Annotated in this window: 24 protein-coding genes and 1 pseudogene; 17 read left to right on the top strand and 8 right to left on the bottom strand. The window is 42.0% G+C overall.

The genetic code is table 11. The features are described from left to right. Positions 1–32 precede the first annotated feature (32 nt). From ACMXYP_RS10785 to ACMXYP_RS10770, 4 genes are read left to right on the top strand one after another with little or no spacing between them, the layout of a single operon-like run. On the top strand, positions 33–542 hold the full coding sequence (locus tag ACMXYP_RS10785; RefSeq protein ID WP_415881649.1) for a DUF2878 domain-containing protein: 510 nt from the start codon (positions 33–35) through the stop codon (positions 540–542). After that, the gene (locus ACMXYP_RS10780) at positions 523–1,056 is read left to right on the top strand and encodes a chalcone isomerase family protein (RefSeq protein ID WP_415881648.1); all 534 of its coding nucleotides are present in this window, start codon (positions 523–525) and stop codon (positions 1,054–1,056) included. Before ACMXYP_RS10785 ends, ACMXYP_RS10780 begins: the two co-directional genes overlap by 20 nt. A gap of 36 nt (positions 1,057–1,092) precedes the next feature. Further along, a complete protein-coding gene (locus tag ACMXYP_RS10775; protein ID WP_415881647.1) occupies positions 1,093–1,872 on the top strand; it encodes an SDR family NAD(P)-dependent oxidoreductase in 780 nt (259 codons plus the stop codon). A gap of 25 nt (positions 1,873–1,897) precedes the next feature. Further along, positions 1,898–2,317, top strand: a complete 420-nt coding sequence (locus tag ACMXYP_RS10770; protein ID WP_415881646.1) for a nuclear transport factor 2 family protein — start codon at positions 1,898–1,900, stop codon at positions 2,315–2,317. Between the two features lie 68 nt (positions 2,318–2,385). Here ACMXYP_RS10770 and ACMXYP_RS10765 read toward each other — a convergent pair whose 3' ends face one another. Genes ACMXYP_RS10765 through ACMXYP_RS10755 form a run of 3 tightly spaced genes read right to left on the bottom strand, consistent with a single transcriptional unit; the run spans position 2,386 to position 5,786 of the window. Next, positions 2,386–3,618: a class I SAM-dependent methyltransferase gene (locus ACMXYP_RS10765; protein WP_415881645.1), complete on the bottom strand. Its 1,233-nt coding sequence runs from the start codon at positions 3,616–3,618 to the stop codon at positions 2,386–2,388. Further along, positions 3,605–4,435 carry a DUF1365 domain-containing protein gene (locus ACMXYP_RS10760; RefSeq protein WP_415881644.1) on the bottom strand — a complete coding sequence of 277 codons (831 nt, stop codon included), beginning with the start codon at positions 4,433–4,435 and terminating at the stop codon, positions 3,605–3,607. The genes ACMXYP_RS10765 and ACMXYP_RS10760 overlap by 14 nt, the downstream gene beginning before the upstream one ends. After that, positions 4,410–5,786 carry an NAD(P)/FAD-dependent oxidoreductase gene (locus tag ACMXYP_RS10755; protein WP_415881643.1) on the bottom strand — a complete coding sequence of 459 codons (1,377 nt, stop codon included), beginning with the start codon at positions 5,784–5,786 and terminating at the stop codon, positions 4,410–4,412. Before ACMXYP_RS10755 ends, ACMXYP_RS10760 begins: the two co-directional genes overlap by 26 nt. 189 nt (positions 5,787–5,975) lie before the next feature. Between ACMXYP_RS10755 and ACMXYP_RS10750 the strand changes: the two genes are divergently transcribed. Genes ACMXYP_RS10750 through ACMXYP_RS10730 form a run of 5 tightly spaced genes read left to right on the top strand, consistent with a single transcriptional unit; the run spans position 5,976 to position 9,926 of the window. Beyond that, complete coding sequence (locus ACMXYP_RS10750; protein WP_415881642.1) at positions 5,976–6,572, top strand: sigma-70 family RNA polymerase sigma factor; 597 nt, start codon at positions 5,976–5,978, stop codon at positions 6,570–6,572. Further along, on the top strand, positions 6,569–7,231 hold the full coding sequence (locus tag ACMXYP_RS10745) for a ChrR family anti-sigma-E factor (protein ID WP_415881641.1): 663 nt from the start codon (positions 6,569–6,571) through the stop codon (positions 7,229–7,231). The genes ACMXYP_RS10750 and ACMXYP_RS10745 overlap by 4 nt, the downstream gene beginning before the upstream one ends. Positions 7,232–7,264: 33 nt before the next feature. After that, positions 7,265–8,230, top strand: coding sequence for a YbgA family protein (locus ACMXYP_RS10740; protein ID WP_415881640.1), 966 nt, complete (start codon positions 7,265–7,267; stop codon positions 8,228–8,230). Between the two features lie 43 nt (positions 8,231–8,273). Then, on the top strand, positions 8,274–9,677 hold the full coding sequence (locus tag ACMXYP_RS10735; RefSeq protein ID WP_415881639.1) for a cryptochrome/photolyase family protein: 1,404 nt from the start codon (positions 8,274–8,276) through the stop codon (positions 9,675–9,677). Between the two features lie 12 nt (positions 9,678–9,689). Beyond that, the gene (locus ACMXYP_RS10730) at positions 9,690–9,926 is read left to right on the top strand and encodes a TIGR02450 family Trp-rich protein (RefSeq protein ID WP_415881638.1); all 237 of its coding nucleotides are present in this window, start codon (positions 9,690–9,692) and stop codon (positions 9,924–9,926) included. An 88-nt stretch (positions 9,927–10,014) separates the two neighbouring features. Here ACMXYP_RS10730 and folE read toward each other — a convergent pair whose 3' ends face one another. Then, on the bottom strand, positions 10,015–10,653 hold the full coding sequence (gene folE, locus ACMXYP_RS10725; RefSeq protein WP_415881637.1) for a GTP cyclohydrolase I FolE: 639 nt from the start codon (positions 10,651–10,653) through the stop codon (positions 10,015–10,017). Between the two features lie 127 nt (positions 10,654–10,780). Here folE and ACMXYP_RS10720 point away from each other — a divergent pair, with 127 nt between their 5' ends. Further along, a complete protein-coding gene (locus tag ACMXYP_RS10720; RefSeq protein ID WP_415881636.1) occupies positions 10,781–11,248 on the top strand; it encodes a DUF3833 family protein in 468 nt (155 codons plus the stop codon). Positions 11,249–11,262: 14 nt separating this feature from the next. On the opposite strand, the gene ACMXYP_RS10715 is transcribed toward ACMXYP_RS10720, so the two are convergent. Then, positions 11,263–12,255 (bottom strand): NAD(P)/FAD-dependent oxidoreductase, encoded by a 993-nt coding sequence (locus ACMXYP_RS10715; RefSeq protein ID WP_415881635.1) that lies wholly within the window; start codon positions 12,253–12,255, stop codon positions 11,263–11,265. A gap of 212 nt (positions 12,256–12,467) precedes the next feature. Next, entirely contained in the window at positions 12,468–12,956 is a 489-nt protein-coding gene (locus ACMXYP_RS10710) for a hypothetical protein (protein WP_415881634.1), read from the bottom strand. 355 nt (positions 12,957–13,311) lie between these two features. Here ACMXYP_RS10710 and ACMXYP_RS10705 point away from each other — a divergent pair. The 6 genes and pseudogenes from ACMXYP_RS10705 to ACMXYP_RS10680 form a co-directional block, all read left to right on the top strand. Next, positions 13,312–13,968, top strand: a pseudogene (locus tag ACMXYP_RS10705) (methyl-accepting chemotaxis protein); the annotation flags it as partial. A 42-nt stretch (positions 13,969–14,010) separates the two neighbouring features. Further along, on the top strand, positions 14,011–14,406 hold the full coding sequence (locus tag ACMXYP_RS10700) for a CZB domain-containing protein (protein ID WP_415884663.1): 396 nt from the start codon (positions 14,011–14,013) through the stop codon (positions 14,404–14,406). Positions 14,407–14,555: 149 nt separating this feature from the next. Next, positions 14,556–15,011 carry a thiosulfate oxidation carrier protein SoxY gene (gene soxY, locus ACMXYP_RS10695; RefSeq protein ID WP_415881633.1) on the top strand — a complete coding sequence of 152 codons (456 nt, stop codon included), beginning with the start codon at positions 14,556–14,558 and terminating at the stop codon, positions 15,009–15,011. A 31-nt stretch (positions 15,012–15,042) separates the two neighbouring features. Then, entirely contained in the window at positions 15,043–15,360 is a 318-nt protein-coding gene (soxZ, locus tag ACMXYP_RS10690; RefSeq protein WP_415881632.1) for a thiosulfate oxidation carrier complex protein SoxZ, read from the top strand. A 125-nt stretch (positions 15,361–15,485) separates the two neighbouring features. Beyond that, the gene (locus tag ACMXYP_RS10685; RefSeq protein ID WP_415881631.1) at positions 15,486–16,202 is read left to right on the top strand and encodes a hypothetical protein; all 717 of its coding nucleotides are present in this window, start codon (positions 15,486–15,488) and stop codon (positions 16,200–16,202) included. 10 nt (positions 16,203–16,212) lie between these two features. Next, positions 16,213–16,740: an elongation factor P hydroxylase gene (locus tag ACMXYP_RS10680; protein ID WP_415881630.1), complete on the top strand. Its 528-nt coding sequence runs from the start codon at positions 16,213–16,215 to the stop codon at positions 16,738–16,740. A gap of 43 nt (positions 16,741–16,783) precedes the next feature. Here ACMXYP_RS10680 and ACMXYP_RS10675 read toward each other — a convergent pair whose 3' ends face one another. Next, the gene (locus tag ACMXYP_RS10675) at positions 16,784–17,164 is read right to left on the bottom strand and encodes a hypothetical protein (protein ID WP_415881629.1); all 381 of its coding nucleotides are present in this window, start codon (positions 17,162–17,164) and stop codon (positions 16,784–16,786) included. A 124-nt stretch (positions 17,165–17,288) separates the two neighbouring features. Between ACMXYP_RS10675 and ACMXYP_RS10670 the strand changes: the two genes are divergently transcribed. Next, positions 17,289–17,930, top strand: coding sequence for a peroxiredoxin family protein (locus tag ACMXYP_RS10670; protein WP_415881628.1), 642 nt, complete (start codon positions 17,289–17,291; stop codon positions 17,928–17,930). A gap of 70 nt (positions 17,931–18,000) precedes the next feature. Here the strand turns inward: ACMXYP_RS10670 and ACMXYP_RS10665 are convergent, their stop codons facing one another. Continuing rightward, complete coding sequence (locus tag ACMXYP_RS10665) at positions 18,001–20,688, bottom strand: EAL domain-containing protein (protein WP_415881627.1); 2,688 nt, start codon at positions 20,686–20,688, stop codon at positions 18,001–18,003. Positions 20,689–20,770: the final 82 nt, after the last annotated feature.

Here is a 20,770-nt window from a genome sequence, read left to right as displayed (position 1 = left end):
TCGTATCTCTAGAAAGGGTATAGGTGATAGAGATGAGCGAACGGTTCTGGGTTAATGCGATAGGCTTTCAACTTGTTTGGTGGCTGAGTATTTTGTATGGGAATGATGCGGTCATCGTTGTCAGCTTTATATTATGCCTTCACCTGATTTTTCATTCTGATCCTGCTTTAGAAACCTGTATCGTCTTTTCGTTAGCTGCCCTCGGCTTTGTTGTTGATTCAGTTTTAACCCTCTACGGGGTGTTTGAATTCGACAATTCTTCTTTTCCTCCTCTTTGGTTGCTTCTTCTTTGGATGGGGTTTGTTGCCACTCTCAGGCACAGTTTGGCGTTCTTTAATAATCGCTTGTTGCTATCAGCGCTGGTGGGAGCAATAGGAGGTAGCAGTACCTACATTGCGGCAGCGAAACTTGGAGCAGTATCGCTGGGATTCTCAATGGTCTCTTCTTTTCTGATTTTAGCAGCGATCTGGTTGCTACTTTTCCCATTCCTTATGTATTTCAGTCATCGTTTAGGGGCTCGATATGTTCGTTCAAACGCGTAATTTTATTCGTTATATATCGATTTGTTTGTTATTGCTCATGCAGAGTGCATTTGCCCAAGTACAAGCCCAAGCAGAGCCCAATATAGAAAATTGGAAAGAGGTTGGAAGAGCCGAGTTATCAGTCCTTTGGTTTGATGTTTATGACGCTGCTTTTTATACGCCAAATGGTGATTTTCAGGGTTTTAGTTCGCCCCTCCAACTGAGTTTGGATTACAAACGTGATATCAGTCGGGATGATCTCTTGTCAGAAACAGATAAACAATTTGCACGTTTTCAGGTGGCAAAAGAGACGAGATCAATATGGTTAACCCAGTTGGAAAATATATGGCCTGATATTAAAGAGGGTGACCAACTTATCTTCCAAATTAGTACTAGTGGAAAGGCTGACTTTTTCCATAACAAACTTTGGATTGGTGGTATCGAGGATATGCAATTTTCTGAAGCCTTTATACAAATATGGCTTTCAGATCAGGGCGAATACCCTGAACTCGCTAGAAAACTGAAAGGCCAGTGAGAATGGTAAACCTGTTTATTTCATAGGGTAATGGATATGTTGAACAAAGAACTTCCGTGGAGATCCGCTTGGTTAACGGGAGCTGGCACTGGTATAGGTGAGTCATTAGCGCTTTTGTTGTCAGAGAATGGCGTGAATGTATTTGTTTCGGGCAGAACGCTATCTGCGCTTGAGAAAGTAAAGAGCACTGCTGAACAGTCTTGTAATCCCGGTAAAATTATTCCGTTAGCAATGGATACAACCCAACCAGATCAAATTGAACGAACGCTTAAGCAGTTTGATAATGCTTTTCCTGAGTTAGTTGTATTAAACGCTGGCACGCACGATCCGTTTCCCGTCGAGGAATTTAGCGCCAGCAGAGCTAAGGCTTTACTCGATGTTAATCTACAAGGCACTCTCAATTGCTTGGAGCCTGTGATAGAAAGGGCGTTGAACTCCAACTCTGGGCAAATTGCCGTGATGGCATCAGTGGCGGGATATAGAGGTTTGCCTACAGCTGCTGTCTATGGTGCGAGTAAGGCTGCATTAATTCATTTATGCGAAGCATTACAATTGGATTTGAAAGGCACTCAAGTAAAATTACAGGTGATTAACCCTGGGTTTGTTAGAACTCCGCTTACAGATAAAAATGACTTTGATATGCCGTTCTTATTGGAACCTGAGGATGCTGCGCAACGCATCTTAGATGGCTTAATTACAGATCAATTTGAAATTACATTCCCTAAACGTTTCAGTTACATTCTAAAACTTCTAAGCATCATTCCTTATCGTTGGTATTTTGCTTTGGTGAGCAAAGCGCTGCTTAAAAACAGATAAATATAATTAGTCAGGATCAGGATTCATGGATCGTTGGATAATGGAATATGTATCAACTTTAGAAGGGTTAAACAGAGATAACCTTTCATCACTTTTAGAGATAACACGTGATGATTTTGACTTTAAGGACCCTTTTAATCACACCTATACCCGAGATGATTTTGTCGCCATCTTAGATGATATGTACTCCAAGTTAGATCAGGTTGTTTTCAAAGTCGATCAAGTGATGGTTGATGACAATCAAGCCATGATTTATTGGAATTACCGCGCTACAAGTAGACTTACAGGAGATATAAATTTCGCCGGCACTAGCCTTATAAAAGCCGATGAGCAGGGCAAAGTTTATTTCCACCATGACTATTGGGATGGGTCAGAGTTACTGGTTAAAGTACCGGTGATAGGTAAAGTGGTTAAATTCTTGAGAGGAAAATTTAGCCATCAATAAAAAAGCCCTTTATATTCAAATAATTGAATTACATAGGGCTTTAATAAATAGCTTATGGAAGTCTTAGATTATTTTCCTTCATCATGGCAGATGACGTACAGGCCAACATCAATAGATCCGTGTTCAAAACCGCCTTCACAGTACGCTAGATAATAGCGCCATAAACGATAAAAGGTTTCATCAAAGCCTTGATGTTTAATCTCACCCCAAGACTTTTCAAAATCACGATACCATTCGCGTAGTGTTCGAGCGTAATCTTTACCAAACAATTGTTTTGTCTTTAAGGTGAAGCCATGCTCAGCAAACTTCTCTTGAAGTCGTTTATCACTTGGCAGCATGCCACCGGGAAACACATAGCGTTGAATAAAGTCAGCTTGTTTGCGATAACTATTAAAACGTTCGTCATCGATAGTGATGATCTGCAGGACAGCATTACCACCCGGTTTTAGCACACGTTTGAGGGTTTCAAAATAAGTGTCCCAATGTTTCTCGCCGACGGCTTCAAACATCTCAATAGATACCACTGCGTCGTACTGCTGATGAAGATCACGGTAATCCGTTAAACTGAGATGAACGTTTTCTTCTTGTTCTGCTTCTGCAATCTGGTTCTTCGCCCACTTAAGTTGTTCTGTCGAAAGAGTAATACCATGCACGCGTAAATTATTTTCTTGGCTGGCTTTTCTAGCAAATCCGCCCCAACCACAACCAATTTCAACGACGTGTTCGCCTTCTTTAGCGTCTAAAAGCTCAATGATTCTGCCGTATTTATTTTGTTGAGCATCGTATAAAGATTCTTCTTGGGAGTTATATAAAGCAGCGGAGTAAGTCATGCTTTCATCCAGCCAAGGCTGGTAGAAATCGTTACCAAGATCATAATGGGCTGAGATATTTTTCTTACTACCTGAGCGGCTGTTATCTCGACGCCAGTGATAAAGGTTGTGCAAAGAGCAGATTAGAAATCCAGCCTGAGAAAGGTCACTCAGTGAGTCTTCATGGGCTAGGCCCCACTGCATCAATGCAGTTAAATCTTTGCTATCCCAATCACCAGCCAAATAGCTTTCTGACCAGCCATTAATGCCACCGAAGAATAACCGGACTAAGGGGCGGAAGTTATTCAGCTGCACCTCCGCTGTAGGAGAGGAATGGCCGATTTTTTCGGTGTAACCACTAGGTAAAGTAAGATTCAAGCTTCCAATAGATTGATTTAGTTTGGCTGTAAGATATTTGAGGAGTTTTTTCTCAAACCAAGTTGGCTGAGGCGAGTTAGATGTTAACTCGTTGGATGATTCATAAACTTTCATAATGCGTTACTCCATGCTTATCTTGCCAGCTAATGCTGTGACTGACCTTTTTATCACGAGGTTGGATGGTCAGTTTTTTTCGCCAAAGCTTAAGTGCTTCCCAGTGAATCGCGCCAACCACTTTTAAAGTCATCAACGGATATTGGAAGAACATTTTCAATAGTTTACGGTCATTTAAGGGAATCCGATCACCTTTAAATGAAGCATAAAATACGGTGGAGTGTTCTTCTTGAGTTGGTGTTTGTTCTACCTGTTTTATACCGATTGAAACATGTCGATCAGGTGGCGTAATACTGAATTGATAAGCGGTTTCCATTGGCATAAAAGGGCTTACGTACATTAACTTATCGCAGCCATGTCGAATCACTTTGTCTCTGCCTTGTGATTTGATGAGATAGGTATGCCTAGAGCCAAAGGTGTTGCTGACTTCATAAAGAATGACTTCAACCTCTTCTTCTTTGTTGTAACAAAAATAAACACTGAGGGGATTGAAGGTGAAGCCTAAAATTCTTGGATAACAAAGTAGTTCAATGCGTTCAATTGCAGAACTGTGACCTCTGTCGATTAGATGCTGTCTAATCTCAGCGGCAAGGTTTCCTTTGCTGGTTCCGTGATCCCGCTCTTGGAATGAGAATAGATTGAATCGGTTAATCGAAAAAAATCGAAATTTGTCTAGCTTATCCAATTCATCTAAGTCGACTTTCAAGGAAAAAACACTGTACACAAATCGATGATCTGTAGGCTTCACGCGATGATGCATCACTTTTCCTTGGTAGAGTGACGATCGCAAATTAGCCATGACTTTCAGCTCGTTCAATGGTGTTGTCTTCCTTGCGTATTTTACTCTCATGAACATGTATTCGGCCGTTTTTATCTTTCACCACCCAAGGGCGAGGAATGCCACCGAGCTCTTCGGCAACCGCTAGTCCTGCTTGCAAACCATCTTCGTGGAAACCGTAACCAAAATAGGCTCCACAGAACCAAGTTCTTTGTTTGCCTTGTAATGACCATAGTTTTTTTTGAGATTGAAGAGACTCTTTGCCAAAGGCTGGGTGGTCATAAAAGAAGCTGCGGATAATAGACCCTTGTTCCGGTTCCTTTAGCGGGTTTAAGGATACGAAAATAGGTGTATCCGTATTTAGCGGCTGTAATTGATTCATCCAATAGGTAACAGATACTTCCTGGGATTTATCCCTGATGCCTTCAGACAGATAGTTCCAACTCGACCAAACCTTTTCTCGTTTTGGCATTAGGGACGCGTCTAGGTGAAGGTAAGCTTTGTTTCTCTGATAAGGGAAGTTTTGCAATAACCTTTTTTCTTCATCTGTTGGGGATTCAAGCAATGCTAGTGCTTGATCAGAATGGCAGGCTAAAACAACATCATCGTACTGTTCTCGTTTGCCGTGGTGGTCTTCTATAAAAACGCAGTTATCAGAACGAATAATTTTGTGGATACGGCTGTTAATTCTGATATTGTCGCCTAAAGTCTCAGCTATTTTATTAACATAGTTTTTACTACCGCCAACAACTGTTCGCCATTGTGGGCGATCACTTAGCTGAACCAGACCATGGTTGCGACAAAAACGCATAAAGCAACTCGCTGGGTAGTTAAGCATCTGCTCTACTGGAGTAGACCAAATCGCAGCGCCCATAGGTAATAGATGATCGTATATGAAGTGTTTGCTATAGCCCTCTTGAGAAAGTAGGTCACCTAACGTCATTTCATCTAAATTATGTTGCTTGGATAAAGCTTCCGAATGGCGATAGAAGTGCATCACTTCGCTGATCATCTTCCAAAAGGAAGGTTTAAAAATATTGCTCTTCTGAGCAAGCAAACCAGACAAACCTGTACCAGAATATTCTAATTTGCCTTGATTGATCGAAACCGCAAATGACATGTCAGTTTCGCAGGTTTTAACATCTAACGTCTTAAAAAACTCAACAAGGTTAGGATAGTTCACTGGATTGAATACAATAAAGCCAGTATCGACATCGATGGATTGGTTGTTATGTTCAAATGAGACAGTATTGGAATGGCCACCTAAACGATCGTCTTTTTCGTAAAGGGTAACATCGTGAACTTTGTTTAATAACCATGCACAACTTAAGCCGGAAATACCGGAACCAACAATCGCGATTTTTTTGGGGTGCATGGCTGTAATTTTCATCTCTCTAGTCCGTTGTATACTGAATATGTGTTTTAAAGTTAGGTTTGTACAGGTTTAATTGTCATCTGCAGTAACTAATACGCACACACAATGTATTGAGATCACTAGCTTTGTTTTTTAAAAGCGAAAAATTTCATTAAAGAAAACTTCGAAGTGATCCGGTTTGTGTGAGAGTACGTAAGGAGTCTTATGGAAAACAAACCGCCAGGTGAAGACGTGGATAAAGTTGTTGCTATGCCGCAGCCGGAAGCTACTCAAGATTGGAGTAGTTTATTAATGTCGCTCGGTGAAACCAAAGACAAAGCTCTGTTTGTGCAACTGTTCAAACATTTTGCACCTAAGATAAAGGCCTACATCATTAGATTAGGTTTGGTAGAGAGTACCGCTGAAGAGTTGATGCAGGAGACTATGGCCTCCGTATGGCGCAAAGCGCACATGTATCAAAAATCTAAAGCGGCAGCCAGTACTTGGATTTTTACCTTAGCTAGAAATCAAAGTATCGACTGGATGCGTAAGCAGAAATATCCAGAGTATTCCCTTGATGAGTGGCATGAAGAAGCCGACGAATCACAAGATACTTGTGCTGACGTGGTTCTTTCCGCGCGTATGCAAGCATCCATTGATAAGCTGCCGGAACTGCAGGCTCAGGCTATATATATGTCTTTCTACGAAGGTCGTTCTCACTCTGAAATCGCAGATCGATTGGGGATACCTCTTGGCAGTGTTAAATCCAGAATTCGATTAGCTTCAGAAAAATTAAGAGTAATGTGGAGGGATGATGTATGAACATTAAACATCACCTAGATGAAGCCACCCTAGTTAGTTATGCGGCTGGCTCAATGTCTCAATCAATGGCCTTGGTCGCTGCTTGCCATCTCTCTATGTGTCCTGAGTGTCGTGAACGTGCTCAAAAGTCCGAAGCGATAGGCGGCATGCTTTTAGAAAGCCTAGAGCCAGCAACTATTGATGATTCATCACTTAACCAAGTATTGGCCATGCTAGATGATGAGGATATCGGTGTAGCATTCACTCGAAGCAAACCACCTGTGTCGGCAGATTCTGATGTGCCAGCTCCACTCGCTGATTATATTGGCCACAAGCTTGAGAACATTGAATGGAAACGCATTGTTCCGGGTGTCTATTATCATGATCTACCCTGTAAGAGCGAACGAGGTGGCGTTTCTAGATTACTGCGTATAGCACCGGGTAAATCTATGCTGGCACATACGCATGATGGCAATGAGCTGACCTTAGTATTAAAAGGTTCTTTTAGCGATGAAATGGGGCGTTTCACCGCGGGTGATATTGCAGACCTTGATAGCGAAATTGAGCACCAGCCTCTTGTGGATAGTGATGAAGATTGCATCTGTCTGATTGCGACTGACGCACCGCTTAAATTCAGCACATTGTTGGGTAAGTTGGTTCAGCCTATTACAGGCTTCTAGAGAATATTTCGGCTTAAAGTTGAGGGACAAACCATGAACACTGCAACCTTAAATGAATTGATCCCAGTCGGTGTAAGTGCTTGTTTATTAGGACACAAGGTTAGATATGATGGAGGACATAAGCGCTCTAAATATTGCCTCAATGTCCTTAGTGAATGTTTTGAATTTAAGCCTTTCTGCCCTGAGGTTTCGATAGGACTTAGTACACCTCGAGAACCTATCAGGTTGGTGGGTGATGCTGAATCTCCGCGTGTTCTCGGCACGAAAGATCCCTCTCTGGATGTTACTGAGCCACTCAAGGCTTATGCTGCCGAGGTAAGTGACAATAATAAAGACCTCTGCGGTTACATTCTTATGCAAGGTTCACCTAGCTGTGGTATGGAGCGAGTAAAGGTATACCACGAAAATGGTATGCCAAATGTGGCCGGAAGTGGCGCTTATGCTGACGAATTTATGAAGCGCAACCCTGCATTGCCTGTGGAAGAAGAGGGACGTTTAAACGACCCTGTACTGCGAGAAAATTTCATTACGCGAGTATTTGTTTATTTCAGTTGGCAAAAAGAGGTTATGTCGGCCCCGTCGTTACATGAAGTGATTCAGTTCCACAGCCGTCACAAATATCAGTTGATGGCTCACAGTTACGAAGGCTATAAGCTTTTAGGGAAATATCTAGCAACAGAAGCCTCGCAGTTACCTTTGGAGGAGGTACTTGATACCTATATTCTTGAGCTAATGACCCACCTAAAAAAACGCGCGAGTCGAAAAACTCACACCAACACGTTAATGCATATTATGGGTTATCTCAAAAGAGATATTGATACGGAAACCAAGCAAGATCTTCTTGAAGCGATAGAACAGTATCGAAAGGAAGAGGTGAATTTGGTTGTACCTCTTGCGCTATTAAAGCATTACCTGAAGCGTTTTGGCAGTGAATACATCCAATCCCAAGCTTATCTAGATCCTTACCCACATGAGTTAGGTTTGAGAAATTATATTTAAGTATTTTCTAATTAATGATCTATGATGTAAGAGCGTAAACTATATGAAACTGGTTTGGTTTCGCAACGATTTAAGGACAGGAGACCATCACGCCCTTTATCATGCTTGTAAACAAAGTAATGGTGAGGGCGTTTTAGCTGTTGCAGCGATCACAACGAAACAGTGGCAACTACAGGACGAATCCAAAGCAAAGGTTCAGTTCTACTTAGCCAACCTTTCTAAGCTGAGTGATCAACTCAAAGCTCTGAATATCCCCCTTGTTATTGTTAGAGCACCCACCAATAAAGAGCTTCCTGCTGTTTTACTGAATTTAGCAAAACGGCACGGTGTATCAGAACTATTTTTCAATCGTGAGTATCCCGAATTCGAACAAAAGCGCGATGCTGCGGTTATGGGGAGTTTTGTGACGGAGGGTATTCCGGCACAAGCCTTCGACAGCGATCTTATATTTTCCCCGGGTTCTATTCTTACTCAGCAAGGGATGCCTTTTAAAGTTTTTACCCCTTTTAGTCGTGCTTGGCGTAGAAAGTTCTCAGCAGAATGGGTTGAGGCTCTGCCACAACCAAAACAACAGAAAAAACTTGAGATAAAGCCTTCTGAGCTTCCTACAGAAGTAGGTTACTGTTTGGAGTTAGGTGCTGATTGGCAAGAATCTAGCTGGCCTGCAGGAAGTGAAGCAGCACACAAATGTTTGTATCGATTTATCAATTCAAAATTAGCACCTTATCCTGACCATAGAGATATTCCTGGTATCACGGGTACATCCTTTTTATCACCGTACTTGGCTCAAGGTGTTATCTCAACACGGCAATGCTTAACCGCCATACAGACCTATTCTGAAGATCCAGATTGGTTAGATAATCAATGGGTGACAGAACTGATTTGGAGAGAGTTTTACCGCCATTTAATTGTGCAGTTTCCCGAGATGAATCGTTGGTTCCCCTTCAAACCTGAAATAGAAAGCAAATTGGAGTGGTCATTCGATCAAAATTTGTTTGAAGCTTGGTGTCGGGGGGAAACAGGCTACGCCATTGTTGATGCCGGTATGAAGCAATTGAATCAAACGGGTTGGATGCACAACCGAGTTCGCATGATAACGGCTTCCTTTCTAACCAAAATATTGCGTCAAGATTGGCGTCTAGGTGCGCGTTACTTTATGCAGCATCTGATTGATGGGGACTTTGCTTCAAACTTAGGTGGTTGGCAATGGAGTGCTTCGGTTGGAGCTGATGCAGCACCGTATTTTCGTATTTTTAACCCTATGCGACAGGCTGAACGCTTCGATAAAGAGGGTAAGTATATAGCTCAGTGGTTGCCAGATTTGGAGGGATACAACGCTATTCAACAGCATGATCCGCTAATCAGTATGGGCTGCAATAGGCCTCAGCCTATAGTGGATTATGCGCAAGAGCGACGTTTTAGCTTAGATGCTTATAACGCTAAGTAGAGGTCATTCTGAATGGCTTTTTCACCTAAAAGAAATCAAATAAATCCCAATAAATTGCTGTTGTCTAAATGGACAGCTACTGAACCTATCAATAAACGAAAGCACTTTATCGTAATTGAATTGCTGCGTGATCCAGATACTGAAGAAGTTACAGGTTGTATGATTGAAGCAGTGATTGATAAATCTCAAATGCAGATCGATTGGAAAGATCTTAAAAATGCTGAGGTTTGGAGATTGGGTTGGAGATAAAGGAATCCAAAGTGGGTGAAAGTGATGTTTGGGGTATTTGCAAAAAAAGACGGCATTAGCCAATGGTATAGCTAACGCCGAATGTGTTTTAATTTAAAAACTCTGCGCGTGTACGTGTATTAGATTTGAAAATTCCACCTAATGCAGTCGTTTCTGTCTGAGAGTTAACATCCATTACACCGCGAGATTTAACGCAGTAGTGCGTGGCGTTGATTGATACAGCAACGTTGTCCGTTTCTAATAGGGTTTGAAGTGCAATAAGGATCTGTTTAGTTAGACGTTCTTGCACTTGCGGGCGCTGACTAAAGAAGCGTACAAGACGGTTAATTTTAGACAAACCTATGATTTTATCCTTAGGGATATAAGCCACTTTAGCTGTGCCATCGATGGTAACAAAATGGTGTTCACAAGAGCTAAGAACACTGATGTCCTTAACTTTCACCATCTCTTCTAGATCCATCTTATTTTCAATCATCGACATATCAGGGAAATTTTCATAATCTAGCCCAGAAAACACCTCGTAGACATACATTTTAGCCACACGATGAGGCGTTTCTGTGAGGCTGTCATCTTCTAGGTTTAACCCTAGCGTCCCAACAACTTCAGTCATTAAGCTCTTTATGCGCTCATACTTTTGCTCCTGTGAAAGGCCGTTATCAATTGTTGGTGTTTCTAGGCCTTTTTCGATCAATTGATCGCGTACAGCAGCTGCTTCAGCAGAGATCATGTTTTATTCCTTACTGATATTAGAGGGGTGCATTATACATGGTTGATCGCTTTTTAGATCAGTTATGATCTGAGCTATCGGTTTTTACGTAATGCTTCAGTAAATAGAGAAACAAAATTTTACTGTAATGAATAAAACTGATTGGCCTGATGAACTTAATCTCTTTGAATATTTCCGCGGCGAAACAATGGCCTATGGGTTATTTGAGGATCGCTTTGGCAATATTCGTCGATTATTTACCGTAGCGATAAAAGGTACAGTGTCGGGTGATCAGCTCACATTAGAAGAAGACTTTTTTTACGAAGATGGAGAGCTTGAAAACCGTACTTGGGTTATAGAGCGTGGTCAAAATGCGGTTTATAGTGGAACGGCAGGGGATGTTTTAGGTCGAGCTGAAGGTCAGCAAAGTAAAGCACGTTTTACCTGGCGTTATGACATGCTGTTAAATATCAGTGGTCGGCATCATAAAGTAAAATTTGATGACTGGATGTTTTTAATGCCAAACAATGTCCTACTTAATAGGGCGGTAGTTAAAAAGTTTGGCATTAAGTTAGGTACCGTTTTTATCAGCTTTTCGAAGGATACGAAGATCTAGTGATGCGAAGTTAGTTACCTAGATTTGAAGCATGATATAAGCTCTGCTGACAGTTTGTTTGCACTCACCCATGCTCCCTCTAAACCCCCTCCGAGTAGCCAATCACCACAAGCGCCTATATGCGTTGCCTCATCCCAAAGCAATCCGTGGTCTGTTTTTGGATGACGGGAATACAACCACCGATGGCAGCGTCTTACTCCTGTAACGTTAGCCTCTGGTTTTATAGATAGAAACGCTTGGGTAAGAAGAATTTCTATCTCATCTTTAGGAAGGTTGATATGTTCTTGGCTCCATTCGGGTTTTGCCTCGATCGACCATATTGCAGTGCCGTTTACATTATTACGTCCAGGTTTAGCGCTTTCTTTGATACAACGATACAAAATAGGGTGATGCCCTGTTATCAGTTGTTCAGATTGATCAGGTGAGTCTGTTGTTTCAAATAATGCAACCCAACTGGCTGAAGGGGTAATGGCTTTAGCGGTATTTGAAAAGCGAGGCACTGCTTCTAATAAGGTTGCTGCTTGTTGTGCCGGAGCTGTCACTATAGCGGCATCGAATACACCCAGAGATTCACCTTTTTCATCGCGAAGACGTACCTTTTTTTGGGAGCCGTCAAGTTCTGGCCAGATATAGCCAACGCGAGTCGCAGGGTGAAAATTAGCGTGAGCCAGTAAGTGTCTGGTTAGGCTACTAAGGCGTGACCTACCTGTGATTAGATTTGGTGGTTGTAGTTCTTCACCGTCGAAACTTTTTGAAATAGGTGACCAAGTTTCTAACACGCCACTTTCAGCTAACCAAGTAGAAAAGTCACTATTATTTGTTGAGATAAAGGGTGCGCCTAGATCGGCACTCATTTCATCTAATTTACAGCTGGAAAGACGACCACCCGTACCTCTGCTTTTCTCATAAACGCTTACATCAATGCCATTTGAAGTCAAAATGTCGGCAAGAGTTGTACCTGCTAGACCTGCACCAATAATGGCAACATGTGGTTTTGTTTCTGTCATAGTTGTTCGCCGGAATCATAAATAATGAATACCAGAAAACGCTTTAAAGGATTATCTCGAGGAGTAGGGTAGAGCTGATATTAATATAGATGCTTATGAAAGCACTTGGAAAACCAAACTTACTTCTCTCCGGTAACAAAGCGTTTACAGGTTGTAATTTAGCTTTGTTACGGCGAAATGAGAGGATTGGATCAGTAGATCAGAAATAGTGATCAGATTAGATCAGGGAAAGGGAAATCATCGCACATCACACGAGGGTGCTGTGTTACTGCAATCGCATGCTGAATGTTTGAGCCTTCTCGCATTGCGTTAATAAGCAAGGTCAGAATGAAGGTAATTGAGTAGTATTCAACGTGTGCCGTTAGGAACGGCAGATTAATGTCATCGTGAGCTTGTTTGCTTAGGCGAGCTGCCAATTGAGCTGCTTCGCTATCATCGAAACCTTCATCAAGATTATGAATCAGCTCATAAATTTCGTTTGGAAGCTGTTCATACAGGTAGTTATCAATCTTAAGAATGGTCTTTACAAGCACCGCGTGTTCTTTTGCTTCACTTAGGAAAGGCAAACTAACCTTTTCATTTAAGCGTTCTGCTATTGCGATGTTTTCCTGCTGGGTAAGAAGTTTTCTAGCCGATTTTTTGGCAAAAAAATCTTTAACCAATACGTGGAATTGGTCTTCTGTCATTGAAATGTTTGCCATTGTTATTCCTTACCTTATTACTAGCTAAAAACCTTAATTGGATTTTAGGTTAGTTTTGAATGTGAGGATAGGGGGAAGTACTGAAAACTCTATCCTACTCGGTAATTTATCAAGGTTAAAAATTAAGAGTCTACTAATGCTCAGGCTACCGTTTTCTACGGTGGTACTTTTATTGAGCAGTTGTTCATGGCCTTTAGGAATCTTGAAAAATCCTCGTTTTGATATTTATCCTTTTGATTTACATGGATTTTAACTGACGTTGCTTGTTTTTAAAAACAGCTTAATAAAGTAATGAAACGTTTGTTTGGAAAATATATGATGCATTAACTAATAAAAATGATAGGGAGATGGCGGGATGTTTTTTTCAGGTAAATTGCACTCTAAGATTGAAAGTTTGCAAGGCGAAATCGATAAGCTAAGAGCGGAAAACAGGCAACTGATAGAAGAAAATCAGGTGCTAACTAAACGCTGTTACGAGCAGGAAAATATCCAACCAGATCCTAACACCCACCAAAATGAAATTAGTGAAGCCTGGGTGAAGGGGAGTCGATTATCAGCACAGGTCAAAGATGTTCTTTCTGATACAACGTCCTCACTAAGCGCTGACCAACAGCATATTGAAGAGAAAATTTCTGTTTTTGATGAGACGCGACGTTCGGTAGAAGAGATTCTGGAACGCGTACAAGTGATCCAAAAGCGCGCGCAAGATGGTAATCAACAGGTTAAAGATCTACTCACGGTGTCGGATCAAATCGAAAAGTTTGTTGGTGTTATTCGCGATATCTCTGATCAGACCAACCTATTGGCATTAAACGCCGCAATTGAGGCTGCGCGTGCGGGTGAATCCGGTCGTGGTTTTGCTGTGGTAGCTGATGAAGTACGTAACCTTGCTCGTAAGGCGAGCGAAGCCAGTAATGAGATTGCCAATCTTGTGGGTCAAATCAGTACTCAAACGGGGACTGCATCGGAAGATATTGCTCAGGTTGATCTGCTCAGTACAGAGGTGGTTTCTTCTGCTTCACAAATTACCTCAGGTGTTCGCGATGCGGTATCGATGTCTGAAATGATGCATTCAACTATTAAGAATACCGTGGCCGATACTCTGATTGAAAAGCTGAAGATGGAGCAAATTAGTTGGAAAAATTCTCTCTATGAAAGAATTGTATCCGGCAACGTTCACGATCTATCAACTATTGAAGATCATACTGGCAGTGGGTTTGGCCAGTGGTATTACATGGGCAATGGACGTGAGCAATACAGTCACCTTTCCAGCTTTGCGGCTTTAGAAACTCCTCACACCAAGCTTCACAAATCTGGTGTAGAGGCTGCTGCTGCAGTGAGACGTGGTGCAGTAAGAGAAGCGGCGAACCATCTTACAACGATGGAGCAGGCAAGCCTTGAAGTAGCAAATCTGCTTGATCGTTTGAATGCGGAATCCAAAGGCCAGTAAAGCTATCTGATTGCCCGTTTCTTTGTTCTTGGTTGTTTATGTTCTTTAGAGCCATTTTACAACGCGATGAAATTGCGTAAGCTAAACTTATTGTTTAAGTAAAATGGCTTTGGATCTTCCGAGGAGATCTAAGCATTGAGGAAAATTAAATGGGCATAAATCGTCGATCAATAGTCAAAGTGCTTTCACTAGGCGGTGCGATGATCGGGGCAGGTGTTTTGATGCCGCGTGTCGCATTAGCTACATGGAAAGCGGCAGCGTTTGAGGCGCAAGACCAAGATATTGCTATACAACAGCTTTTAGGTGACGTACCTAAAGAAAGTGCTGATGTGATCCTGAAAACGCCTGATACGGCAGAAAACGGTGCGATTGTTCCGGTGACTGTACGTTCCAGTATCGCGAATGTTGAATCGATCAGCATTTATGTCAAAGATAATCCATCCCCTCTAGCGGTTGAGTTTAAAATTCCAGAAGGCACTGACGCTGATGTGTCTACTCGGGTTCGAATGGCTCAAAGCTCACGAATCACTGCCGTAGTAAAAGCCGAAGGTAAACTTTATAGCGCAGCGAAAGATGTAACCGTCACTGTCGGTGGTTGTGGTTAAGTTTATCTGAGGAATCGTTAGGAGAGTTATTATGGCAACAGGTATTATTCGAGTTAAAACTAAGGTTTCTTCCGGTAAAACCAAAGTTAAAATGATGGCGAAACATGCCATGGAAAGTGGTTTTCGAAAAGACAGCAAAACCGGTGAGTTTTTTCCTGCTCTGTACCTTCAAGAGCTTCAGGTCGTTCATGCCAGCAAAGAGGTGTTTGCCATAAACCTAGGCCCGACGGTTTCTAGAAACCCATATTTTGTGTTCACGTTTGTAGGTGGAGCAAAAGGAGAAGAGCTTTCTTTTACTTGGGTAGAAAGCAGCGGTAAAACGGCAACAGAAGTAGTTAAAATAAAATAAAGTTCTTATTTGGCAGAAATGCTTTTGTCGATTTCTGTCTAAATAGCTATTCCTTTCTAAAGCTTCCAACTGCCGAGCAATGGGTTAAAATAGCGTCTTTCGATCTGCAGGTCAGGAGAGACGCAGTGTCCTTTTCTAAAGTTTTTGTTCTTTGTTCGGTACTCATACTTACCGCATGTAACTCGGCGGGCGTTAAATCCGAATCCGACGTTGCCAATGCAAACAATGCCGGTCAACCTAGCGCTTCAACACCTGAGCAACCTGCGCCGAAGTCTGCAACACAGCCTTCGCAGTCTTCAGATCTTCAACCTGCGAGCCAGTTGGATATCATTGCTAATCGAATGACCGCAGTGCAAGACCATCTTTTGCAGCTTAAATCTCAAACGGGTCAACTTCAGCAACAAAATAAAGAGTTGGCGCTTCAGCTTCAGGGCTTAGCGAGTGAAGTTCAAGCTATGGCTGTTGAGCCTGATACGACCGGCCAATCTGAGCCTGTATCGCCTGACGCATTTAACGGTGTGTTGGATCAAATCACTATGATGGCTAATGAGCTCAGTAGCCAAGTGCAGGATGGTGCATTCCGTATCGCATCAGCCTATACCTCAAAAGGTCAGTGGGTGTTAATTCGTTTTCACCGTTTTACGGGTGAAGCTTGGTTAGCCGATAAAGGGCAATGGCACTTACTTGAAGAGAGCGGAACTACCGGCACAGCAGAATATGAAGTTGTTCTATTACGTGCTGATAATGACGTAAAAGGTTATGTTGCAGCAAGAATTAACCGTATTAGCGGTGATACTTGGTGGTTAAAACAAAATACTTGGCAGCCTTACATTAGTAATTAATAGGTCATAAGTGAAAGAACCGAATGTTGATGAGCTGATTACTCTTTTTAATCTGCTCTTTAAAACCTCCCTAAATACGATTCTTGTAAAAGGGGATGATGAACCAATCTACCTGCCTGCAGACCAAGATAATCCGCATCATCGGGTTATCTTTGCACATGGTTTCTATGCGAGTGCATTACATGAAATCGCCCATTGGTGTGTTGCTGGCCCTGAACGTCGAAAATTAGAAGATTTTGGTTATTGGTATAAACCTGATGGTCGCACTGCTGACGAGCAGTCAGAATTTGAAAAAGTCGAGGTCCGACCGCAAGCATTTGAGTGGTTAATGTCTAAGGCTGCAGGGCATAAATTTAACTTTAGTGCGGATAATCTGTCTTCTGATATCGGGGCGAGTGATAGCTTCAAAGCGAATGTACTGAGCACAGTTCATGAATTACTTGATAATGGTTTGCCTGAGCGTGTGGGTATCTTGGTGGAAGCGTTAAGCAAGCACAGCGGTAGGCTGCCTTTGCGGAAAGAAGAGTTCTCTATCTGATCTTTCCTTTTCTCTCTTATTCTTCGATAACTAGCGCGCTGGTTTATTCGTATGACCAGCTGCCTTGCTCTTCTATCAGTATTTCCTGGGGTTCACGAATCACTTGCAGTAAACCAGATTCATAAACGTTGTAAGAGATATTGCCGTTCTGAAAACGGTAACCAAGAAAGCGACATGGGGTAATGCCATCAGCACAAGTTTGATGCAGAGTTTTTCCTTTTAAGTGAATACTGTTTCCAGATCTCTTTGACGTGCCTACATAAGTGATCTCTTCACAACTAACTTCGCCTTCATCGCAATCCTTAGTGATAACAATTTTGTAGTTCTCTGTTTCAAGCATCTCGCCAAATGCAGTACTGGTTAGGAAGAATAGGGCGATCGCAACAATTCTCATAACACCACTCATCAATCTACCTGCTTCCATGCTACAGGAGCGACTCTTCGGTACAAACCATTTTAAAGATATTTAAGAAGAAGGGCTTTGTTGGTTTTATGAACTAACGCGATGTGAGGGGGTCTATGAAGCTCACATAGATGATGGGATTAATATGTCGTATTTAATCGAAAAGTTAGTATCCACCCCGAGAAAACAAGAGTTAACGCGGCGCCAATGGCTTAAATCAGCCGCTTTAGCGATTGCAGGAATAGGCGCATTTGGGCTTATGTCTGGTCCATCCATAGCTAAAGAAAATACACGTGGCATCAAGGGGCGTATAGCGCCTGAGTTAAATGTGAATCATTGGATCGATGGCCAAGGGAATAAGACTGAACCGTTTTTGATATCAGAGCATAGAGGCAAATGGATCTATCTGAAATGTTTTCAGGAGTGGTGTCCTTCTTGTCATTCTGTAGGTTTTCCAAATTTGCAGAAGCTGAAAGCTGCCTTCCCTGATGACGACAAAATTGTAGCAGCGGTTATCCAAACAACATTTGAAGGTCACTCTATCAATAGTGCTGATGCTTTACGTAAGAATCAGCTGAAATACGGTTTGGAACTGCCTTTTGGTCATGATCCGGGTAACTCTAATCTACCTCGAACCGATCCAGGCCATTTCCCAAATACAATGGTGAACTATCGTACAGGTGGAACCCCCTGGGTTACGTTGATCGATCCGAACGGCGTGGTAGCCTTTGATGGTTTCCATATCGATATTGATCAACTGATAAGTTATTTAAAAGAACATGCTTAACATTTTGGTATCACTGTCTGAATTAAGGAATACTGACGTTGTTAGTATTCCTAAGTGAATTAGCAAAAAGCTAAGCGGTTAACGTTTCGCAGGTTAAGTATTTTTCTAAATCTTCTTCATTTAGAGGTTTGCTGAAATAGTACCCTTGGTAATGTTTACAGCCCTGTCTCAACAATAATTGTTGTTGTTCAAATGTCTCTACACCCTCTGCTATTACGGAATAGCCTAGCTCGTGGGTCATAGAGATTATATTACCGACAATAACCGCATCGTTAGGATCTGTAGTGATATCGTTGATAAAGCTTTTATCAATCTTTAATTCGTCTAGAGGCAGTAATCTCAAATAGGTAAGGGAGGAGTAGCCTGTACCAAAATCATCCATAGATATTTTGACACCTAGCTCTTTTAGCGAGTGCATTTTAGTAATGGCTGATTCAGTATCATCAATGATTACACCCTCTGTTATTTCTAGCATCAGTTCCTCGGGCTTTATCTGGAAGCGATGAATACTGGCTTTCACATCGTTAACGAAGTTAGCTTGATTAAATTGTAGCGGGCTGACGTTAACAGCGATATAGCGAATAGGCTTTCCTTGGGTATACCACTTTTTCATTTGGCTACACGCTTGTTCAATTACCCAATGACCTAGTGGGATGATTAAACCGCTTTCTTCAGCGATAGGAATAAATTCGTCAGGTGAAATGAAACCTCGCTTAGGATGGTTCCAGCGTAACAGGGTTTCAACGCTTTCACATTCTCCGTCCACGTTAACCTGAGGCTGATAAACCAAATTTAATTCGTTGTGGGAAATTGCATAGCGAAGTTCAGCTTCTATTCGTAAGCGTTCATCTGCTTTGGTTTGCATATCTTTTTCAAAGAAGCAGTAATGGTGTCGACCATTTGATTTAGCTTGATACATTGCTGTATCGGCTTGCTTAAGTAGCTCTTCCGCACCAAAGTGAGCTTGGTTGAAGAAGGTGATACCGATACTCGTAGTGATATGGAAGTGGTTAGATTTAAGTTCAAAGGGAACATCGAGAGCTTCGATTATTTTGTTAGCCACAATACGCGCGTGTTCATAAATCTGTTCTTGATTTAGGCGGGGTAGAGCTACAATAACAACAAATTCATCACCACCTAAACGGGCTATAGTGTCCTCTTTTCGTAAACACTCGATAAGCCTGTTACCTACCTGAATAAGCAGCTCATCCCCTATGCTGTGACCTAGAGAATCATTGAGGTGTTTGAAATGATCTAAATCCAAGAACATGACAGCTCCACTGCAGCGTTGTCTTTCTGCACTGGCTAGACGCTGATTTAAACGATCATAGAGTAATCGTCTATTTGGGAGGCCGGTTAAAGGATCAAAAAAAGCTAGTTTTTGAATTTGAAATTGGCTTTCTAAAAGCTGTTCTGTCTTGCGGTTAAACCAATGGGTTAAAGCACCTAATTCGCCTTTATCTGTTGTTTTTATCAACTGCTGTGAGCGATGATCGTCAGTTAAGCCCTCTTGTAGTTGTTGCGTAAGTTGAAAGAGAGGATACGTTAGGTGGTAACGCAATAGGGCCCAGACAAGTATCATGGCTATCAGAACAATAAAAATAGTAGCCATAAGGAGTTGATTAAAGAGTGCTTTAGCATCTTTACGGGCGGAACTGTTTGGCATAACTGTAACAATCTGCCAAGCCGTTTTAGGCATAGTGGTTACTGTAACGAACACGGCCTCGTTTAAAAAGTGATCTTGTTCAATAAGTTTATTAGCTCTTTGAGAAGTTTTAAATTCAGGTCTACTTAGTAAAGACGCAATGATTTTTGCTTCTGGCAGATCGATTTGATAACTATCGTTTGCAAGCAATGTAGCAAGCGTATCGGTCTCAATGCCGTTAGGTGAATTTAGAGATCTATTCTGAATACGGAGTAATCTGGCGAGAGATTCAAATGCCCTAAACTTTTTTGCTAGCTCTTCCATTGTTATGTAAGGCAGGAGACTTCCTTCGTCGGAAGAAGGATTTGATAGGCGAGCCAGTTTGTCATCAGGAAAGGATAGAAACCTGCCGTTACGATCCAGCGCGAAAGCATATCCACCAAACTCTTGTGTCGCTTCATGGAGTAACTTTTGCAGCCCTTCGAGTTTGAGATCGACAGTTGTAGCGCCTAAGAACTTGTTATTGTAATAGAGAGGCGCTGTGACAGTAACCATGGGTTGTAGTGAGTAGGGATCTGTATAAGATTTTGACCAGTAACGTTGATTTTTACCTAAATGCTGAGCAGGCACGTACCATTCTTCATGATGATAGCCGTTACCTCCAGGTAGGTTATAGTCGTTATAAAAGCTCAGCTCTCCGTTTTGATCGCGACCCCAAAAATGGCTATTTCGTTCAAGGTTTTTATTAAAGGCGTAGGGTTCTGGCCATGTTCCTCCGCCCGCGATCAGATGTTTGGAGCCTGTTCTATCGAGAAGGGAAAGCATTAAAGAGGTAAAACGTTCATCTTCAGAAGGGATCACTTTGGCGATATCGGCCATGGATATCACGATTGATTCTGCAATCATGGCTCTCTGGTTGAGTTCAGAGACAACTTTATCGCCCGCCTTACTCAGTTTTAAGTAGGCTTGGTTTTCAATTAGGTGGTCACCAATAGCGCTTACTACAGCGATAATGGTTACCATTATTAGAAAAAAGATGGTCAGGAAAATTGCAGAAACGCGAAATTGCAGGCTGTGGTACCAATGGATATTGAAATCAGGTGTACTACGCATAGCTCAGCCTCCTGCTGATCCAACTCTTATCCTTAGAATGGCGGTGATCTCAAATATTAGGCCGTTCCAAGTTGCCTTTTGG

It is taken from the genome of Neptuniibacter sp. QD34_54, from assembly GCF_047778055.1.
Classification (GTDB): Bacteria; Pseudomonadota; Gammaproteobacteria; order Pseudomonadales; family Balneatricaceae; genus Neptuniibacter.
Note: the sequence above shows the minus strand (reverse complement) of the source record. Positions and strands in the feature narration are given on the sequence as shown.

What these genes read in the sequence shown, in the direction of transcription:
- ACMXYP_RS10675 (WP_415881629.1), bottom strand. Translation starts at nt 17,164, where the DNA reads ATGGAAGCAGGTAGATTGATGAGTGGTGTTATGAGAATTGTTGCGATC.
- soxY (WP_415881633.1), top strand. Translation starts at nt 14,556, where the DNA reads ATGGGCATAAATCGTCGATCAATAGTCAAAGTGCTTTCACTAGGCGGT.
- ACMXYP_RS10745 (WP_415881641.1), top strand. Translation starts at nt 6,569, where the DNA reads ATGAACATTAAACATCACCTAGATGAAGCCACCCTAGTTAGTTATGCG.
- ACMXYP_RS10775 (WP_415881647.1), top strand. Translation starts at nt 1,093, where the DNA reads ATGTTGAACAAAGAACTTCCGTGGAGATCCGCTTGGTTAACGGGAGCT.
- ACMXYP_RS10735 (WP_415881639.1), top strand. Translation starts at nt 8,274, where the DNA reads ATGAAACTGGTTTGGTTTCGCAACGATTTAAGGACAGGAGACCATCAC.
- folE (WP_415881637.1), bottom strand. Translation starts at nt 10,653, where the DNA reads ATGATCTCTGCTGAAGCAGCTGCTGTACGCGATCAATTGATCGAAAAA.
- ACMXYP_RS10665 (WP_415881627.1), bottom strand. Translation starts at nt 20,688, where the DNA reads ATGCGTAGTACACCTGATTTCAATATCCATTGGTACCACAGCCTGCAA.
- ACMXYP_RS10755 (WP_415881643.1), bottom strand. Translation starts at nt 5,786, where the DNA reads ATGAAAATTACAGCCATGCACCCCAAAAAAATCGCGATTGTTGGTTCC.
- ACMXYP_RS10720 (WP_415881636.1), top strand. Translation starts at nt 10,781, where the DNA reads ATGAATAAAACTGATTGGCCTGATGAACTTAATCTCTTTGAATATTTC.
- ACMXYP_RS10770 (WP_415881646.1), top strand. Translation starts at nt 1,898, where the DNA reads ATGGATCGTTGGATAATGGAATATGTATCAACTTTAGAAGGGTTAAAC.
- ACMXYP_RS10670 (WP_415881628.1), top strand. Translation starts at nt 17,289, where the DNA reads ATGTCGTATTTAATCGAAAAGTTAGTATCCACCCCGAGAAAACAAGAG.
- ACMXYP_RS10730 (WP_415881638.1), top strand. Translation starts at nt 9,690, where the DNA reads ATGGCTTTTTCACCTAAAAGAAATCAAATAAATCCCAATAAATTGCTG.
- soxZ (WP_415881632.1), top strand. Translation starts at nt 15,043, where the DNA reads ATGGCAACAGGTATTATTCGAGTTAAAACTAAGGTTTCTTCCGGTAAA.
- ACMXYP_RS10715 (WP_415881635.1), bottom strand. Translation starts at nt 12,255, where the DNA reads ATGACAGAAACAAAACCACATGTTGCCATTATTGGTGCAGGTCTAGCA.
- ACMXYP_RS10765 (WP_415881645.1), bottom strand. Translation starts at nt 3,618, where the DNA reads ATGAAAGTTTATGAATCATCCAACGAGTTAACATCTAACTCGCCTCAG.
- ACMXYP_RS10710 (WP_415881634.1), bottom strand. Translation starts at nt 12,956, where the DNA reads ATGGCAAACATTTCAATGACAGAAGACCAATTCCACGTATTGGTTAAA.
- ACMXYP_RS10700 (WP_415884663.1), top strand. Translation starts at nt 14,011, where the DNA reads ATGTCTGAAATGATGCATTCAACTATTAAGAATACCGTGGCCGATACT.
- ACMXYP_RS10740 (WP_415881640.1), top strand. Translation starts at nt 7,265, where the DNA reads ATGAACACTGCAACCTTAAATGAATTGATCCCAGTCGGTGTAAGTGCT.
- ACMXYP_RS10785 (WP_415881649.1), top strand. Translation starts at nt 33, where the DNA reads ATGAGCGAACGGTTCTGGGTTAATGCGATAGGCTTTCAACTTGTTTGG.
- ACMXYP_RS10750 (WP_415881642.1), top strand. Translation starts at nt 5,976, where the DNA reads ATGGAAAACAAACCGCCAGGTGAAGACGTGGATAAAGTTGTTGCTATG.
- ACMXYP_RS10780 (WP_415881648.1), top strand. Translation starts at nt 523, where the DNA reads ATGTTCGTTCAAACGCGTAATTTTATTCGTTATATATCGATTTGTTTG.